This is a genomic window from Enterovibrio norvegicus FF-33 (assembly GCF_000286835.2).
Classification (GTDB): domain Bacteria; phylum Pseudomonadota; class Gammaproteobacteria; order Enterobacterales; family Vibrionaceae; genus Enterovibrio; species Enterovibrio norvegicus_A.
This window is the reverse complement of the sequence record NZ_AJYD02000003.1, coordinates 113,180-130,185: the sequence shown is the minus strand read 5'-3', so window position 1 is coordinate 130,185 and position 17,006 is coordinate 113,180. Positions and strand designations below refer to the sequence as shown.

Here is a 17,006-nt window from a genome sequence, read left to right as displayed (position 1 = left end):
CATTGTCCCTTTTTCGGCAAGTAAAGTGTAAAAACATCTGACATCAGATGCGGATAACCCGCATTGAAGCGGGTTATCTCCTCAGCACGTTTAATACGGCTATTTCTTTTTCATCCAATGATGTCAGCTGTAACGCATAGTGTGGTTAAGGCTCGGTTTGCTAAGTGGAAATCACTATATCTAACAGTAGATGATAACAAACTTGTATCGAGAATTTAAAACCGGAGAAATATTTTGTCATGATATTTCACATCGAAGTGTGGCTTTGGGTGAAAGAAAACTCGAAAGTCTTAAAAGTGAGAGGTTATTTGACGAGGATTAGTGAATATATGGGCAGGAAAATAGGCAGACGCTTAAGAAAAACATCCTGCCTTAATTTAATATTTTTACCGTATTAACGACTGTAATCAAACAAACTGCATACCGAGTTAAAAAGGCCTTCAGTCGTGGTTGCGCGAGTTGGGGTAATAAAGATGGTGTCATCACCAGCGACAACGCCAAGAATGCCTTCTGCTTTACCCAACGAGTCGAGTAAACGGGCGATAAGCTGTGCAGCACCAGGACCCGTGTGAATCACAACCAATGCATCGTTGTAGTCGATATCCATGACCAACTCTTTGAGTGGGCTGCTAGTGGTTGGCACACCTAGTTCTACTGGCAGGCAATACACCATTTCCATTTTCGCGTTGCGAGTACGCACCGCGCCAAACTTAGTCAGCATACGAGAAACTTTTGATTGGTTAATGTTTTCGTAGCCTTGCCCTTTAAGCGCATCAACGATTTCACCCTGAGAGCTGAATTTTTCTTCTTTCAGGATTGCTTTGAAGGCTTTCACTAACTGGTCTTGTTTATCTGAATTGCGCATATTTCTTCTTTCTTACCCGTGTCACGATGGCGTATTTTTGCATAGTGATTCAGTCGCGGGCAATAAAATCCGCAGTAAAGTGACGCACCTATCACCTTTCAACAGCGGGAGAGACCATTAAAAAGAAAAATGAGAAGCGCGGCTTATCCTTACCTTGATAGGGTTGTCGACACTAACTGAAGCCACGTATGATGCGATTAGGTCTAAAACAAGGGAGTAGGTGTCGGCTATTTTGTAAACCTCAAAGACAACTACATCCCAAAGGTCTGATATAAAAATAATCGTAAATAAGGAGAACGAGATGAAAGTTGCTGTGATTGGCGCCGCTGGAGGCATTGGTCAAGCTTTAGCCCTGCTTTTGAAAAACCGTCTGCCTGCGGGCTCAGATCTGGCATTGTATGACATTGCCCCTGTAACACCTGGTGTTGCTGTTGATCTTAGCCACATCCCGACACCTGTAACGATCAAAGGCTACTGTGGCGAAGATCCAACCCCTGCACTTGAAGGTGCAGATGTGGTGTTGATCTCTGCGGGTGTTGCTCGTAAGCCTGGTATGGATCGTTCTGATCTGTTCAACGTGAATGCTGGCATCGTTCGTTCTCTCAGTGAAAAAATTGCTGATGTTTGCCCAAAAGCGTTGATCGGTATTATCACTAACCCGGTGAACACCACAGTGGCTATTGCGGCAGAAGTGCTGAAAGCCAAAGGTGTTTACGATAAGAAGCGTCTGTTTGGTATCACGACACTGGACATCATCCGTTCAGAGACCTTTGTGGCGGAGCTGAAAGGTAAAGATCCAAGCAACGTGTGTGTACCGGTTATCGGTGGTCACTCTGGTGTGACGATTCTACCGCTGCTTTCTCAAGTAGACGGTGTTGAGTTTACCGAAGAAGAAGTGGCTGCATTGACGCCACGTATCCAAAACGCGGGCACCGAAGTGGTCGAAGCGAAAGCGGGTGGCGGTTCTGCAACACTGTCTATGGGTCAAGCGGCATGTCGCTTTGGTCTTGCGCTGGTTCGTGCTGCGCAAGGCGAGAAAGACGTGGTTGAGTGTGCATATGTAGAAGGTGATGGTAAATACGCACGCTTTTTTGCACAACCTATTCGTTTGGGTAAAGACGGTGTAGAAGAAATTCTGGATCACGGCCCATTGAGTGCATTTGAGCAAGAAGCACTCGACAGCATGCTAGACACGCTACGTAAAGACATCACCTTGGGTGAAGAGTTTGTGAAGTAATCACAAGCCTGAAACGAAAAAAGCGGCTTATCAAGCCGCTTTTTTTATGTCTGATCGATGATAGAACAGAGAGAGTGCAATAAAGTTAGGTGCGACGACGTACAGCGATGTGTGCCAGCGCTTTTAATGCTTCTTTGTAATCAGACTCCGGCAAGGGGGTAAGCGCATCGATGGCTTTTGCCGCTTCTTGCTCAGCGCGTTGACGGGTGTATTCCAACGATCCGACTTGCTCCATACAAGCTAAGATAGCATCGAGCTTATCGAGGCCGTTGCCTTGCTCAATGGCTTCGCGGATCATCGCAGCTTGCTGTTCATTACCATTAGCCATCGCATGAAGTAGGGGCAGCGTTGGTTTACCTTCCGCCAAATCATCGCCCGTGTTCTTACCCATTTCGTCGCCTTGTGAGGTGTAATCCATCACGTCGTCGATCAATTGGAATGCGGTGCCTAGATAGCGACCATAATCTTGCATGGCCGATTCGATGTTTTGCGGCGCGTCAGCAAGGATTGCACCAATCTGTGTGGCGGCCTCAAACAAACGTGCAGTTTTCGAATAGATCACCTGCATGTAGCTTTCTTCGGTCGTGTCGGGATCGTTGCAGTTCATTAACTGCAGCACTTCACCTTCCGCGATGACGTTTGTCGACTCACTCATGACATCAAGGATCCTCAAGGATCGAAGTTGTGTCATCATTTGAAACGAGCGCGTGTATATAAAATCGCCAACAAGCACGCTGGCAGCATTGCCAAACATGGCATTTGCGGTCGCTTTACCACGACGAAGATCGGACTCGTCCACGACATCATCATGGAGCAAGGTTGCAGTATGGATAAACTCGACAAACGCCGCGGCCGTCACATGGCCTTCACCTTGATAATTGAGTGATTTGGCTGCGAGCAATGCCAGCATAGGTCGTAGACGTTTGCCACCACCACTGACAATGTAAAAGCCCAGTTGGTTGATTAATGCGACATCAGAATCAAGTTGCGCAAGGATTTTTTTATCCACTTTTGCCATGTCATCGGCAATGAGTGCTTGGATGGTGTTAAAGTCCATTGATGCGTCCGGTCCAAGGGATGAATGCAGTCTGAAACTGTCATTTTTTCGATGATAGTACACTAAATTTTCAGCCTCTACACAGGGTCTTTGGTGAGAAAAACAAGGGTTAGCAACAGTGGACAGGTTTTCACCAATTTTCTTTCATTGCCCTCTTGCCAGTCGACAAATCTTGCCGTAGAATTCGCGCCCTATTGATGAATTAAATGCGCACCCCTCACTGTATACTTTTTAAACGCAGTAGGCTGTGCGGAAATGCGGAGAAACCCATGTACGCAGTTTTCCAAAGTGGTGGTAAACAACACCGTGTAAGCGAAGGCCAAACTATTCGCTTGGAAAAGCTAGACATTGAAACTGGCTCATCAGTTGAGTTTGATTCAGTTCTGCTGGTTGCTAACGGTGAAGAAGTCACTGTTGGTGCACCGTTCCTGGCTGGCGGCAAAGTAACTGCTGAAGTAGTTACCCACGGTCGTGGCGACAAAGTTAAAGTCGTTAAATTCCGTCGTCGTAAGCATTCTCGTAAGCAAATGGGCCACCGTCAGTGGTTCACTGAAGTCAAAATTACTGGCATCAGCGCTTAATTTAGGAGAAGAGAAAAATGGCACATAAAAAAGCAGGCGGTTCTACTCGTAACGGCCGTGATTCAGAAAGCAAACGTCTAGGTGTTAAGCGCTTCGGTGGTCAATCTGTTCTTGCAGGTAACATCATCGTTCGTCAACGTGGTACTAAATTCCACGCTGGCACTAATGTAGGTTGCGGTAAAGACCACACTCTATTCGCTTTGACTGATGGCAAAGTGAAGTTCGAAGTTAAAGGTCCTAAGAACCGTAAGTTCATTAGTATCGAAGCTGAATAATAGCACTCGAACTTATTCTGAAGCCCTGCCTTACGGCGGGGCTTTTTGTTGTATATCCAAGTGACTTTTAAGAAGGGCGCTATTGCCACTTTGACGTGACTTGGATATATAGCGTTTAAAGGCGACTAAGCAGCTATATATTTGCGTGAACTTCGCTCTGTCGAAGTGTAGGGATTCTCGTCACGCAAACGTCACAGGTGTTACGAATAAGTTTGTTCGAACACAATGAATGACGATATCAAACGAAGTGCGGCATTTGATCCTAAGATCATTATGATCATCAGCCCAAAGTGCTCCATCAGGGTGCTGCTAAATCGCCAATGTTAACCCGCAGTCACGTAATACCTAACGTTGTTTAGGTTGTGCTGGGTATGGAGAAAAAAATGAAATTTGTAGACGAAGCGGTGATCCGCGTTGAAGCGGGAGATGGCGGCAATGGTACCGTTAGCTTCCGTCGTGAAAAATATGTTCCTCGTGGTGGACCTGACGGCGGCGACGGTGGCGATGGTGGCGATGTTTACCTGCTAGCCGATGAAAACCTCAATACGTTGATCGATTTCCGTTTTGAGCGTTTCCATGCAGCGCTACGTGGTGAAAATGGTCGTGCGGGTAACTGTACCGGCAAGCGCGGTGATGATCTGATATTGAAAGTACCAGTGGGTACACGTGCGGTTGATGAAGATACTGGCGAAATCATTGCCGATCTCACCCAGCATGAAATGAAGATCATGGTTGCGAAAGGTGGCTGGCATGGATTGGGTAATACTCGATTCAAGTCGTCAGTAAACCGCGCACCTCGCCAGAAGAGTATGGGCACTAAAGGTGAATTACGTCACCTACGCCTAGAACTCTTGTTGCTGGCTGATGTTGGTATGCTTGGCTTGCCTAACGCAGGTAAATCGACCTTTATTCGTGCGGTATCCGCAGCAAAACCAAAAGTGGCGGATTACCCGTTTACTACTTTGGTTCCAAGTCTTGGTGTTGTGCGTGTCGCGCAGGATAAGAGCTTTGTTGTTGCCGATATCCCAGGTTTGATCGAAGGTGCTGCGGAAGGCGCGGGTCTTGGTATTCGCTTCTTGAAGCACCTAGAGCGTTGCCGTGTTCTACTGCACATGATTGATTTGATGCCTGTTGATGGCTCGGATCCTGTCGATAACGCCTTTACTATCATTGAAGAGCTTCAGCGCTACAGCGAAAAGCTGGCGGATAAGCCGCGTTGGATCGTCTTCAATAAGATGGATCTGATCTCGGAAGAAGAAGCTGAAGCTCAGATTGAGCGCGTTTTAGAAGCGCTTGGTTGGGATGAACCGTATTACGCGATTTCTGCGATAAATAAAGGCAACACTCAACAACTGACGTTTGATTTGATGGAATTCATCCAGACTCTGCCTGCTGAGTTGACTCAGGAAGTTGCAGAAGAAAGTAAAGTTGAATTCAAGTGGGATGATTACCACGAGCAGCAGCTTAAGAAGCAGCAAGAAAGCGCGGATGACGACGATGATGATGAGGATGATTGGGACGACTGGAACGAGGACGACTACGACGTCGAAATCATTTACCGTCCATAATTATCGGTCATAGAGAAAACCGCCTTATAGAGGCGGTTTTTTTTCATCCAAATCAAAGTAAAACATGTTTAATTAGCGTACAAACTTAGCCCTATCAAGGAAGAGTGGGAGTGATAAAGGTGCACGACGTGCCAGAAATGAGCGAACCCGTTCAGCGAGAGATTTCACGGTTAGTGAGCCACGCAGGACAAATGTTGTTGCAGCATGGTGCTGAAAGTAAGTTGGTGAGTGATATATGCTGTCGACTTGGCGAAGCGCTGGGTCTGGACAGTGTTGAAATATCGCTATCGGCGAGTTCAATGGTGATCACGACGATCACCCATCAACATTGCATCACTACGGCCAGGCGTTGCCCGGATCGTGGGATCAATATGCGGATAATTACCGAGATCCAACGAATTCTGATCATGGCAGAAAAAGGCCTGATCGAAAGAGATGGTGTGAATAAGCGCTTAGCAAGGCTGTCTCCCGAGCGCTATAACCGCTGGTTAGTTGCTGTGATGGTTGGGCTTTCCTGTGCCAGTTTTAGTCGTCTTTCCGGCGGGGACATCGCGGTGTTTATCATCACTTTTCTCGCCTCTTTTGTTGGCATGCTGGTTCGACAGGAAATTGGGCACCGTCAGTTCAACCCTCTGCTTAATTTTGGTATCACCGCATTCGTAACGACATTGATTTCCAGCCTAGGTGCAATGCAGCAGATAGGTAATCAGCCCTATCTTGCAATGGCTTCTTCTGTGCTGATGCTGGTACCCGGATTTCCACTTATCAATGCGGTGTCAGACATGGTCAAAGGTTACGTCAACATGGGTATTGCACGCTGGGTATTTGCAAGTTTGCTAACACTTGCCACTAGCCTTGGTATTGTTGGTGCGATGAATATGACTGGCGTATGGGGGTGGTTATGAACCTCTTGCTGGCTCTACTCCATGACATGTTGTTTGCCGCTATCCCTGCCGTTGGTTTTGCATTGGTGTTCAATGTGCCCGTCAAGGCATTGAAGTATTGCGCGATGTGTGGCGCTTTAGGTCATGGAAGCCGTTTTCTATTGATGCACTTTGGCGTGCCAATTGAATGGGCGACGCTGGGAGCGGCCACTTTGGTTGGTATGGTTGGGGTGTATTGGTCTCAGCGCTTACTGGCGCACCCTAAGGTATTCACGGTAGCCGCAATTATTCCCATGGTTCCGGGGGTGTTCGCGTTTAAGGCGATGATTGCCTTGGTGGAAATAAACAGCTTAGGTTATAGCGAAGCTCTTTGGGCAACCATGATGAACAACGCGATTAAATCCCTTTTCATTATCGCAGCACTGGCAATTGGATTGGCAATGCCAGGATTGTTATTTTACCGTCGTAAGTCCGTGGTGTAGCATGTTGCTGCGTTCATTAGACAGGATCAATACAGCATGAAAGTCAGTATGATTGCCGCCATGGCAAAAGGAAGGGTGATAGGCAAGGACAATACGATGCCGTGGCATCTCCCTGCGGATTTTGGCTGGTTTAAGCGAAATACCTTGGGGAAGCCCGTGATTATGGGGCGAAAAACCTATGAGTCTATCGGTCGCCCTTTGCCGGGAAGGCGCAACATAGTGATCAGCCGAAATAGCACATGGTCAGCAGAAGGTGTGGAAGCGGTGTCTAGTATTGACCAAGCGTTTGCGCTGGTAGATGGCGTAGATGAGGCGGTTATTATTGGTGGTGGTGCTATTTATACGGCATGTTTACCGCTCGCCGATCGCTTGTACTTGACCTTTATTGATGCCGATATTGACGGTGATACGTGTTTTCCTGATTGGGGAAATGGCTGGCAAACCAATCATTCAGAGACATATATGGCCGATGACAAAAACCGCTATAACATGGAGTTTGTCGTACTCGATCGCTAATGGGCATGAACAGGGCAAGGAAGGCTAAATATTTGTCTATCTTCCCAACGCACCATGGTCAATGCTCCTCCCCAAACACAACCTGTGTCGAGTCCCATTAATTGGTGATTAACGACGCCACCTAATGCCGCCCAGTGACCAAAAACCAATGTTTCTTCAATGGGCTGGCGTTTTTTGACCTCAAACCAAGGTACTAAATGGCCATCGGTCACTTCCTCAGGTGGTAGTTTGCAGGCCATATCTAAGCTGCCATCAGGTTTGCAAAAACGCATACGAGTCAACGCATTGATGGTGTAACAGAAACGCTCGATCCCTTCTAATTTTTCTGACCACTTAGCGGGTTCGTTGGCATACATGTTTTCGAGTAGCCAAGAATAGCGGTCGCTTCGCAAGATGCTTTCTACGGCATTGGCATGACGCTTTGCGCTATCAAGATCCCAATCGGGAGGAATGCCGGCGTGAGTCATGACAAAGCCAGGAGCATTGTCATTGCTCGAATCACAATGAATTAGCAGGGGTTGTTGTCGAAGCCAAGACAAGAGTTCGGCACGATCGGGAGCATAGAGGATTGCCTGGGTTTTATCCTTGGCTTTGGGCTTTTTAAACCCTTCCGCTACCGCCAGTAAATGAAGGTCGTGATTGCCCAATACCGCGTGCCCGTGCGCACCGAGAGACTTTATAAAACGCAGTACAGACAGAGAATCAGGACCCCGTGCAACCAGATCCCCTGCAAGATACAGATGATCATGGTTTTCATCGAAGCTGACAGTGTCTAGCAGTGTTTTCAGATCGTCAAAGCAACCTTGAATGTCGCCGACAAGGTAAGTGGCCACAAAAGCTCCCGAAAACTAGTGAAGGATATTGGGTAAGGCGAGGCGAAATGGCATGACTTCGATATCAAACTCTTTGTCATCCATATCGACCATGGAGTAAAAACCTTGCATCGCCCCGACGGGTGTTTCGATCACGGTGCCACTGGTGTAGGTGTATTGTTCGCCAGCTTCGATGAGCGGTTGCTCACCCACAACCCCATCACCTTCAATCACTAATTTTTTGCCATTCGCATCGGTCACTAACCATTTTCTACGAAGGAGTTGTGCGTCGTGATCACCATTGTTTTCAATGGTGATGGTGTAAGAGAACACATAACGTTTGTTATCTGGGTCGGATTGCTCTTCAACAAAGTGAGTGACAACCCGAACCATAAATTTGTGATTAACCATCCCTGTCGCGCTTCCTTGTTATTTTTATTGCTGTTGGTGGTTTGCATCCAGCCAGTTCGCCAGTGCGACAAATTGTCCCAATGTTAAACTCTCTGGACGACACGTAGGGTTAATACCAAGAAGCTCAAGTGTCTCCACTTCAACCAGCGCTTTAAAGCAGTTACGCACGGTCTTACGACGTTGGTTGAAACCTTCTCGGCACACGCGCTCTAGCCACTTCAAGCTGGTCGCTGGGTGCGGTAATTCTTTGTGCGGGATAAGGCGCACAACGGCTGAATCGACTTTAGGTGCAGGCGTGAAGGCCGTTGGTGGCACTTCTAGCACAGGAACAACCTTACAGTAGTATTGTGCCATGACGGTCAAACGGCCATACGCTTTGCTGTTTGGGCCAGCCGCTAAACGGTTAACCACTTCTTTTTGCAGCATAAAGTGCATGTCTTTCACTGCGCCTGTAAAGGTAAACAGGTGGAACATCAGTGGGGTAGACACGTTGTATGGCAAATTACCGAAAATCCTTAGAGGATTTTCTGGAGACGACAAAGCTGCAAAATCGAACTTCATCGCATCACCTTGATAAATTGTCAGTTTTTTTGACAACTCAGGATGGTTACGAAGACGCTCTGCCAGATCGCGGTCAAGCTCAACCACGCTCATTTTGTCGATTTCACGTGCAACTGGCTCAGTCAGTGCGCCAAGGCCAGGACCAATCTCAACCAAGTTTTCGCCTGGTAATGGGTTAATGGCAGACACAATGCCGTCAATGATGTACGGGTCGTTCAAGAAGTTTTGACCAAAACGCTTACGGGCACGGTGGCCTAGGTGGACTTTATCGCTCATGCTTTCTTATCTACTAATTCGAGGGCGTGGGAGAGCGCTGTCCGCAGGCTTCCAGTATCCGCCGTACCGGTACCCGCTAAATCCAATGCGGTACCATGATCTACAGAAGTTCGGATGAAAGGTAGGCCAAGGGTGATGTTGACCGACTTTCCAAATCCTTTGAATTTTAACACAGGCAAGCCCTGATCGTGATACATCGCTAGCACGGCATCGGCGTCTTTCAGGTATTTGTCTTGAAAGAGGGTGTCTGCGGGTAACGGTCCAATCAGATTCATGCCTTGTTCACGCAATTTGTCGAGCGCTGGCTCAATGACTTCGATTTCTTCTCGGCCAAGGCAGCCGTCTTCACCTGCATGAGGATTGAGGCCACAGACGTAAATCTTTGGCTCGGCAATACCAAACTTGGTTTTGAGATCGTCATTTAGAATGTCAATGACTTGAAACAGACGCTCTTCCGTAATCGCTTTTGATACATAGGCCAAAGGGATGTGAGTGGTCACCAGTGCCACGCGCAGCCCTTCAGTCGCCAACATCATGACCACTTGCGGTACATTGGCGTGATGTTGGAAATATTCAGTGTGGCCACTAAAAGACACGCCAGAACGATTGATCACGCCTTTGTGAACGGGTCCCGTGACGACAGCGGCAAATTCGCCTTGCATATTACCTTCGGCTGCGCGCGTTAGCGTATTGAGTACGTAGCGGCCGTTGGCTTCATTTAGTTGACCGGGAATGACGTCTGCATCAAGAGGTTCGTCACACACCACTAACACGCCAGGCTTGTGCGCTTTCGCTGGTTGAGAGGCATCGTAGTCTTCAAATTCCACATCGATACCAAGTACGTTAGCGCGCTCTGCCAGCATGGTTTTGTTGCCACAAATCACCAGTTGGTGATCCCAATGGTCATGCGCAAGCGACAGCACTAAGTCTGGGCCAATGCCAGCAGGTTCACCCGGTGTGATAGCGATACGTTGAGGATTAGCTTTCATCCGCATCACCAATTTGTTCCACGTAAGCGCCCGCGCGAAGCTCTTGCAACCAAGCCTGAGCTTCTTCGTTGAACTTACGATTCATCAGCATACGGTAGGCACGGTTTTGCATGGCGGCGTCGGTACGATCTGCCTGACGACGATCAAGGACTTCAACAATGTGCCAGCCGTGCACAGTTTTAAACGGCTCGCTGATATCCCCTTTTGTGAGTGCATCAACTTTATCTTTAAATTCAGGCACGTAAATTTCAGTGGTCTGCCAACCGAGATCGCCACCTTTTACCGCTGAACCAGGGTCTGCGCTGTATTGTTTCGCTAAATCATCAAAGGTTTTATCACCATTCTCGATTTGCTTGACCATCAGCTGCAGTTGGCGCTGTGCACCTTCATCGCTAAGAACGATCGAAGTTTTGATCAGAATGTGTCGTGCTTTCACTTCCGTGACGGCGATAGATTCGAGCCCTTTCACGTCGGTGATTTTCAGAATGTGATATCCCACGCCGCTGCGGAAAGGACCAAGAACGGAACCCTTGCCATTGTTGCCGATCTGGTCAGCGAAAATCGTTGGCATCTCTTCAAGGCGTAACCAGCCCCAATCCCCACCATCTAGCGCTTTGGGTCCTTTGGAATTGGCCAATGCTAAGCTGGCAAAGTCTTTGCCTTGCTGCAGTTGCTTTGTCAGTGCTTCAGCATTAGACGCAACGGCATCTCTCTCCGCTTTTTCAGCATCCTCGTCTAAGCGCAGCTGAATATGGCTGATTCGATATTCGACTTTTTCTAAATTTTTAGCATTAAGTTGTGAAGCAAGTGAATCCACTTCCTGTGGCAAAATATTGATACGACGACGAACCTGCGCATTGCGCGCTTCGCTAATGGTCATTTCACGGCGGATTTGGTCACGATACTCTGACCAAGAAATGCCACTGCGTTTAAGAGACTCTCTTAACTTTGCCACTGATGTTTTCTTTTCGTCCGCAATCGCGTCGATAGCTTGCTCTAGGCGAGTATCATCAATGCGGATACCTAGGCGGTTGGCTTCTTGAAGCTGTAATTCTTCTAAGATCAGTTGATCAAGGATCTGCCGTTCTAAGATATCGGCGGGTGGCAGTGATTCTGCGTTCGCGTTAAGCGCTACCGTTTTCTTCAATGCCTCAATATCACTTGATAAGATCACGCCTTCATTCACGACAGTGATCACGCGATCTAGCTCTGCCGGTGAGGCAGAGACTGACAACGAACTGGCTGAGATTGTTGCGGCCAGTAAAGCTTTCGTCCATTTATTCATTAGCTGTTCCAAAATCTCACTATTAATTCTTCAGGCCAAATGGGCTGCGGTATCCCAATGCGTTGCCACTGCCTGTGCTGTAGCCAAAGCCTGCGTTAGTGCCAAGTCCCAATAAGCTGAAGGACAAAGAAATACTGTTGTCATAGACTGCAGGGTTATTGATGTTGCTTCTGGCTAATAGGTATTCGTTGTAGTTCAATCCTATCACCCAGCAAGCCGAGGTGTAGGTGATGCTAAGTTGGTTTTCCAGCATTAAATCTTGGGTTAGATCGTGGAAATACTGTCCTTGGAAGTTCACGTTGTCGGTGATGGGAAAGCCCGTCACCAAACCTAACTGAGAAATGCCATCTTCGGTGATTCGATCTAGGTTGTCAGCACCTATGGTACTGGAGATATAGTCCTTTGAGACATAACGGTAACTGGTTTGTGCGAAGAAGCTACCATCGCGGTATTCCAGTGTGGCGTTACCAAACTGCAGGTTGCTCAAGTTGCTGTCATATTCCACTGAACCGCGCACAAACAGTTTGTCACTCAGGTTCAATTCACTTTCAACCGCCCATGCTGAGTAGTTGATTGGCGTGTCTGATTCATCTCGCTGGCGATCCAAATAGTAAATTTGGCCAAATGCGATGTTAAAACGTTCCTTGTAGGCATCATCAAAAAAGCGTGATGCTGCACCAAGGGTAAATTGGTTCGCAGGGTTAATGTAATCGACGCTGCTGAATTGGTTAGCACGGAATAAGCCGTAGTAGTCGGTTTGTAGGCGGGCGGTATCATAGCCACCGCCAGCATAGTTGACTGGGTTGTATATACCGCTTTGATCGACGTCTTTGATATACAGGTACTGAACTTGCGGTTCTAAGGTCTGGGTGTAATTACTGTCCCAGAATGAGCCATCACGCTCTAAAGTCATTGTTGCATGCAGCTTTGCCATAGGAACAACGCGAGAGACGCTTTCTTCCAATGTTTCACCGTTGTAGCCCGTCACGCCTTTGACATTAGACTGGTCGTAGTAGGTGTAATAGACCTTGCCTTCGGCCGAAGCGCTGAGCCATGGCAGGTTGTAAGGCAGAGTGATGGTGGGTTCTAGGTTAACGCGCAGTGCATCGGGTTTTGTGTCGTTATCGGTAGCAAACTTGCTGATCTGCGATGGCAGTGAAAAATCCATTCCGTACGCGAGTTCAGGGCGATAGTAATTCATCGCCAACTGCGGCAGCAATTTATACACTGAAGTGTTCGGACTCAGTGATTGGAAGCTACGTACACTGAGCGTGCTGTCCCAGTTGAGATCGCGATAAGACACATCACCCGTTTGCAGCAAGGTATTGTCTTCACGGCTACCGACACGTGAGTCAGTATGGCGCCCGAAATAGCCAATATCGCTGACCTTGCTGTAATCAATATCATATTTCCAGTGATTTTGAATACCAGAATGGCGCCAGTTGGCCCCCCAACTTTTGTCATACTCGGGGTAAAGCTCATCGGTCCCCATGTATTCAAACACCATGCTGCCACTGCCAGCCTCGGTGAGGTAACGCGGCTCCATGGTCATAAATAGACCACGGTTGGACATATATTTTGGTGTGATCAACATGTCAGCTTGAGGGTGGATATTCCAATAAAATGGCGTTTCCAGCTCAAAGCCGTCATTGTCATTCCAACTCACGGACGGATAGAGAAAGCCCGTCAGGCGGCCATCTTCAACGGGGACGCGAAGGTACGGAAGGTAGAATATAGGCGTATCGAGCACTTCAAATCGGGCATGGTAGAGGTCCGCGAAAATATCTGCGTCTTCTTTTTCAATTTTTCCCGCGCTGAAACGCCAGCTGTTATCTTCATCCGGACACGTCGTGTATGTGCCGTCATCGAGCTCATAAAACGTGGTGCCATTCTTAAACACCCGTTTTGCTTGACCACGGCCCGGTGTACACATCATTTTGTATTCTGCGTCGGTTAACGTGGTGTCTTCGTTGTCGAGATTACTCTGCAGTGTTTTGCCTTTGACTGAAATTTCACCATCATGGAAATACACGTTTCCTTGTGCGGTCACGATATTTTCTGGCTGACGCAGGGTCGCGGTATCCGACTTCACGGTTCGGTTACCTTGTGTGACGATCACATCGCCACGATAGATAGCTTTCTCGTTCGCTTTTGCTTCGGCGTGGTCTGCAACGATAGTGACCGGAAGATTGTTAATGTCGTCAGCTTTCTCATTTTTGGCGAGACAGCGATACTCTGGTGCGAGGCAGGTTTCTTTGGGGATCACCAAGGGTTTTGTGCTGCCTTGGTCGATATTTGCCTGCTCCGCCACAGCCTGACCATGTAGCGCGAGCCAAATCATGGAGGATAAAAAACTTTTGGCAGTCAGTGACATTAAAACTCAATCCTGTTGTTGGCATACAGCGCTGGTATACTGTCGCGCGGCACTCTAGCAAATTTGTGCTGTAAAATGTGGGTTATGATAATGCAAATTACTCATATACCCAAACTACCTCTGTAATCATGTTTTTGAAGGTAGCTTGGGTATGTGTTAAAGATGCGTTATTGCAAACGAAATAGATTAATCAAAAAGAGAAATAAACATGGCAGTTTGGGGAAAAGTTCTAGGGGCATTCTTTGGCTACCTGCTTGGTGGTCCATTCGGATTACTGTTAGGTCTATTTTTAGGGTATAAGTTCGATAAAGCGAGACGAAATACCGCCTTTGGTGGTGGATTTCGAGGTGCGGATCAACAAGTGCGTCAGCAGGCCTATTTTCATGCCACCTTTTCGGTGATGGGACACGTGGCAAAGGCTAAAGGGCAAGTCACGCAAAATGAAATCCGTTTAGCGTCGGTCTTGATGGATCGAATGGGGCTGCAAGGCGAAGCACGCCGCCATGCTCAAGATGCATTTCGTGAAGGCAAAGAAAGCAACTTCCCGCTTGAAGAGGTACTGCAAGATGTGAGGCGAACCACCGGTGGTCGTTTTGACTTGCTGCAATTCTTCTTGGAAGTGCAGATCCAAGCCGCGTATGCCGATGGCACCGTGCAGCCAAGCGAACGTCAGGTACTGTATACCATTGCTGATATGCTGGGTTTTTCACGCCAGCAGCTTGAACAGCGCCTTGCTATGCAAGAAGCCGCGTTCCATTTCTATCAACAGCAAGGTCAAGGTGGTGGCGGGCATCATCAGCAATGGCAGCCGGATACGGGTCAGCGTCTAAAAGGGGCGTATCAAATCTTGGGTGTTGACGAGGATGCCGATGGGCAAACCATTAAGCGTGCGCACCGCAAGTTGATGAACGAGCACCATCCAGATAAGTTAGCCGCGAAAGGCTTACCTCCGGAAATGATGGAAATCGCCAAGCAAAAAGCACAAGAAATTCAAGGTGCTTACGATTTAATTAAGAAAGAAAAGGGCTTCAAGTAGCCCTTTTCTAAACTTGCCGGTGGCTTATCTAAACCAGGTTCTTAGGGGCGCCTTTGATAAAGGCGTCCATGTTCTCTGTTAATTGGTTTGCCAGGGCCTGAATGCTGGAATCTGATCCCCATGCAACGTGTGGCGTGAGAATAAGATTCGGCATACCCGCATGAGCCAGTAACGGGTTCGACATGGTTGCTGGCTCTTGCGTGAACACATCGACACCCGCACCCGCAATCACACCTTTCTTCAGTGCCTCAACGAGCGCCTGCTCATCAACTAAGCCGCCACGACCCGCGTTAATTAAGATTGCTGACGACTTCATCTGAGCGAACTCGCTGGTGCTCATCAAATTTGTCGTGTTTTCGTTAAGTGGGCAGTGAAGCGTCACAACATCGGCTTGCGCGAGCATGGTTTCAAATGGCACGTAGCCTTCTCGGGTGTGCGCAGCGCCTTTTCTCTCTGAACGTATTACCGTCATGCCCACCGCTTTTGCGAGTGTCGCGACGCCCTCTCCAAGGTTACCCGATCCAATAATGCCAAGGGTGGCGTCAGCAATGTCGCCGATGGGGTGCGTGAAGAAGCAAAATTGGTTTTTCTCTTTCCACACACCGTTTTCGATGTCGCTATGATAAGCATTGAGATTGCGGCGCAGTGCAAATGCCAGCGCCATCACATGCTCGGGCACGGAGCGAGTGGCGTAGCCGCGGATATTGCACACAGGCAAGCCATTAGCGTGGCACCAGTCGACATCGACATTGTTGTAGCCTGTCGCTGATACCGCAATGAGCTTGAGGGATGGCAGCGTAGAAAGCGTCTCTGCGTTTAACATCACTTTGTTAGCGATGACAATAGTGGCATCTGCGAGACGCTCAAGCACTTGTTCCGGTAAGGTGGTTTCGAAGCTTTCCCAGTGATGGGGAAATGAAGGCGCAGGTATGCGAATGTGAGCAGGGATGGTGGCGCTGTCGAGAAAGACTATCTTTTCCATGGCGGACTTCCTTTTTCCGCCACTGTAAAACGTTGACTGCGCTATTTCAATAAACTTGCATCGGCTTTAATGCCACGTTTGACCAATGTATCAGTAGGGGCATTGGCGTAGAAATCACAGGGTGCCGACAAATGCATGGGTTCACCTGTGCCAGGGTGAAGAAAACATAACTCGCCAGCATGCAGTTGAAGACGAGGTGAATACTTATACGCTTGCGGATACGCATAGAATTCATCACCAACAATCGGGTGCTCGAGCGCCAACATGTGTACGCGAAGTTGATGAGATCGCCCCGTGATGGGCAACAGGCGCATTAAGGTCGTTTTCTTCTCGCGCTTGATCACTTCATAGTCCGTGACGGAGGGCTTGCCAGTTTCGAAGCACACCATTTGTTTCGGACGATTCGGCCAGTCACAAATTAGCGGTAAATCCACGCGACCTTCATCAAGCTCAACACTTCCCCAAACCCGCGCGTAATAAAGCTTGTGAGTCACGCGCTCGCGAAATTGCGCTTTCAAGTGGCGTTCGGCATCTTTGTGCATCGCGAACACAATTAAGCCAGAGGTCGACATATCAAGGCGATGCACCAATTCTGCCTTCGGATACTCTTGTTTGATGCGTGACCAAGCGCTGTCGTAGTGCGCCGGATCGCGGCCCGGATTGGTCAAGAGTCCGCTGGGTTTATTCAGGGCGATAATGTCATCGTCCTGATAAATAACGTCCAGCCAAGGCTCCTTTGGTGGGTTGTAGATAAAGTCGCTCATGAGTTCGCTCGAAAATTAAACGGCCGGAAGTGTAGCACGACAGGCTTGAAA

General features: G+C 48.3%; 18 protein-coding genes. 8 read left to right on the top strand and 10 right to left on the bottom strand.

The annotated features are described in order from the left end of the window. Positions 1-394: 394 nt before the first annotated feature. Positions 395-865, bottom strand: a complete 471-nt coding sequence (gene argR / locus A1OO_RS01015; protein WP_016959032.1) for a transcriptional regulator ArgR — start codon at positions 863-865, stop codon at positions 395-397. A gap of 301 nt (positions 866-1,166) precedes the next feature. Between argR and mdh the strand changes: the two genes are divergently transcribed. Next, positions 1,167-2,102, top strand: a complete 936-nt coding sequence (gene mdh / locus A1OO_RS01010) for a malate dehydrogenase (protein ID WP_016959031.1) — start codon at positions 1,167-1,169, stop codon at positions 2,100-2,102. An 85-nt stretch (positions 2,103-2,187) separates the two neighbouring features. Here mdh and ispB read toward each other — a convergent pair whose 3' ends face one another. Continuing rightward, positions 2,188-3,159: an octaprenyl diphosphate synthase gene (ispB, locus tag A1OO_RS01005; protein WP_016959030.1), complete on the bottom strand. Its 972-nt coding sequence runs from the start codon at positions 3,157-3,159 to the stop codon at positions 2,188-2,190. Between the two features lie 269 nt (positions 3,160-3,428). Here ispB and rplU point away from each other — a divergent pair, with 269 nt between their 5' ends. The 6 genes from rplU (at position 3,429) to folA (ending at position 7,465) form a co-directional block, all read left to right on the top strand. Further along, positions 3,429-3,740 carry a 50S ribosomal protein L21 gene (rplU, locus tag A1OO_RS01000; RefSeq protein WP_016959029.1) on the top strand — a complete coding sequence of 104 codons (312 nt, stop codon included), beginning with the start codon at positions 3,429-3,431 and terminating at the stop codon, positions 3,738-3,740. A gap of 17 nt (positions 3,741-3,757) precedes the next feature. Beyond that, positions 3,758-4,015 (top strand): 50S ribosomal protein L27, encoded by a 258-nt coding sequence (gene rpmA / locus A1OO_RS00995; protein ID WP_016959028.1) that lies wholly within the window; start codon positions 3,758-3,760, stop codon positions 4,013-4,015. A gap of 383 nt (positions 4,016-4,398) precedes the next feature. Beyond that, positions 4,399-5,583: an Obg family GTPase CgtA gene (gene cgtA / locus A1OO_RS00990; RefSeq protein WP_016959027.1), complete on the top strand. Its 1,185-nt coding sequence runs from the start codon at positions 4,399-4,401 to the stop codon at positions 5,581-5,583. A 137-nt stretch (positions 5,584-5,720) separates the two neighbouring features. Continuing rightward, on the top strand, positions 5,721-6,488 hold the full coding sequence (locus A1OO_RS00985) for a threonine/serine ThrE exporter family protein (protein ID WP_035008761.1): 768 nt from the start codon (positions 5,721-5,723) through the stop codon (positions 6,486-6,488). After that, entirely contained in the window at positions 6,473-6,949 is a 477-nt protein-coding gene (locus tag A1OO_RS00980) for a threonine/serine exporter family protein (RefSeq protein WP_198928374.1), read from the top strand. The genes A1OO_RS00985 and A1OO_RS00980 overlap by 16 nt, the downstream gene beginning before the upstream one ends. A gap of 36 nt (positions 6,950-6,985) precedes the next feature. Then, on the top strand, positions 6,986-7,465 hold the full coding sequence (gene folA / locus A1OO_RS00975) for a type 3 dihydrofolate reductase (protein WP_017005218.1): 480 nt from the start codon (positions 6,986-6,988) through the stop codon (positions 7,463-7,465). Here the strand turns inward: folA and A1OO_RS00970 are convergent. Genes A1OO_RS00970 through lptD form a run of 6 tightly spaced genes read right to left on the bottom strand, consistent with a single transcriptional unit; the run spans position 7,462 to position 14,173 of the window. Continuing rightward, positions 7,462-8,298, bottom strand: a complete 837-nt coding sequence (locus A1OO_RS00970) for a symmetrical bis(5'-nucleosyl)-tetraphosphatase (protein ID WP_017005216.1) — start codon at positions 8,296-8,298, stop codon at positions 7,462-7,464. The two genes, folA and A1OO_RS00970, sit on opposite strands and share 4 nt — an antisense overlap. Positions 8,299-8,313: 15 nt before the next feature. After that, positions 8,314-8,688 carry a Co2+/Mg2+ efflux protein ApaG gene (gene apaG, locus A1OO_RS00965; RefSeq protein WP_016959022.1) on the bottom strand — a complete coding sequence of 125 codons (375 nt, stop codon included), beginning with the start codon at positions 8,686-8,688 and terminating at the stop codon, positions 8,314-8,316. Between the two features lie 24 nt (positions 8,689-8,712). Further along, positions 8,713-9,525 carry a 16S rRNA (adenine(1518)-N(6)/adenine(1519)-N(6))-dimethyltransferase RsmA gene (rsmA, locus tag A1OO_RS00960; protein ID WP_016959021.1) on the bottom strand — a complete coding sequence of 271 codons (813 nt, stop codon included), beginning with the start codon at positions 9,523-9,525 and terminating at the stop codon, positions 8,713-8,715. Further along, positions 9,522-10,514, bottom strand: coding sequence for a 4-hydroxythreonine-4-phosphate dehydrogenase PdxA (gene pdxA / locus A1OO_RS00955; protein ID WP_017005214.1), 993 nt, complete (start codon positions 10,512-10,514; stop codon positions 9,522-9,524). Before pdxA ends, rsmA begins: the two co-directional genes overlap by 4 nt. Then, positions 10,504-11,799 carry a peptidylprolyl isomerase SurA gene (gene surA / locus A1OO_RS00950; RefSeq protein WP_016959019.1) on the bottom strand — a complete coding sequence of 432 codons (1,296 nt, stop codon included), beginning with the start codon at positions 11,797-11,799 and terminating at the stop codon, positions 10,504-10,506. The genes pdxA and surA overlap by 11 nt, the downstream gene beginning before the upstream one ends. 22 nt (positions 11,800-11,821) lie before the next feature. Then, on the bottom strand, positions 11,822-14,173 hold the full coding sequence (lptD, locus tag A1OO_RS00945; protein ID WP_017005212.1) for an LPS assembly protein LptD: 2,352 nt from the start codon (positions 14,171-14,173) through the stop codon (positions 11,822-11,824). A gap of 208 nt (positions 14,174-14,381) precedes the next feature. Here lptD and djlA point away from each other — a divergent pair, with 208 nt between their 5' ends. Further along, complete coding sequence (gene djlA / locus A1OO_RS00940; RefSeq protein ID WP_017005210.1) at positions 14,382-15,209, top strand: co-chaperone DjlA; 828 nt, start codon at positions 14,382-14,384, stop codon at positions 15,207-15,209. Positions 15,210-15,237: 28 nt separating this feature from the next. Here the strand turns inward: djlA and A1OO_RS00935 are convergent, their stop codons facing one another. Together A1OO_RS00935 and rluA are read right to left on the bottom strand one after the other, a co-directional pair. Next, positions 15,238-16,191 carry a D-2-hydroxyacid dehydrogenase gene (locus A1OO_RS00935; protein ID WP_017005207.1) on the bottom strand — a complete coding sequence of 318 codons (954 nt, stop codon included), beginning with the start codon at positions 16,189-16,191 and terminating at the stop codon, positions 15,238-15,240. Between the two features lie 41 nt (positions 16,192-16,232). Next, entirely contained in the window at positions 16,233-16,955 is a 723-nt protein-coding gene (rluA, locus tag A1OO_RS00930) for a bifunctional tRNA pseudouridine(32) synthase/23S rRNA pseudouridine(746) synthase RluA (protein ID WP_016959015.1), read from the bottom strand. Positions 16,956-17,006 lie beyond the last annotated feature (51 nt).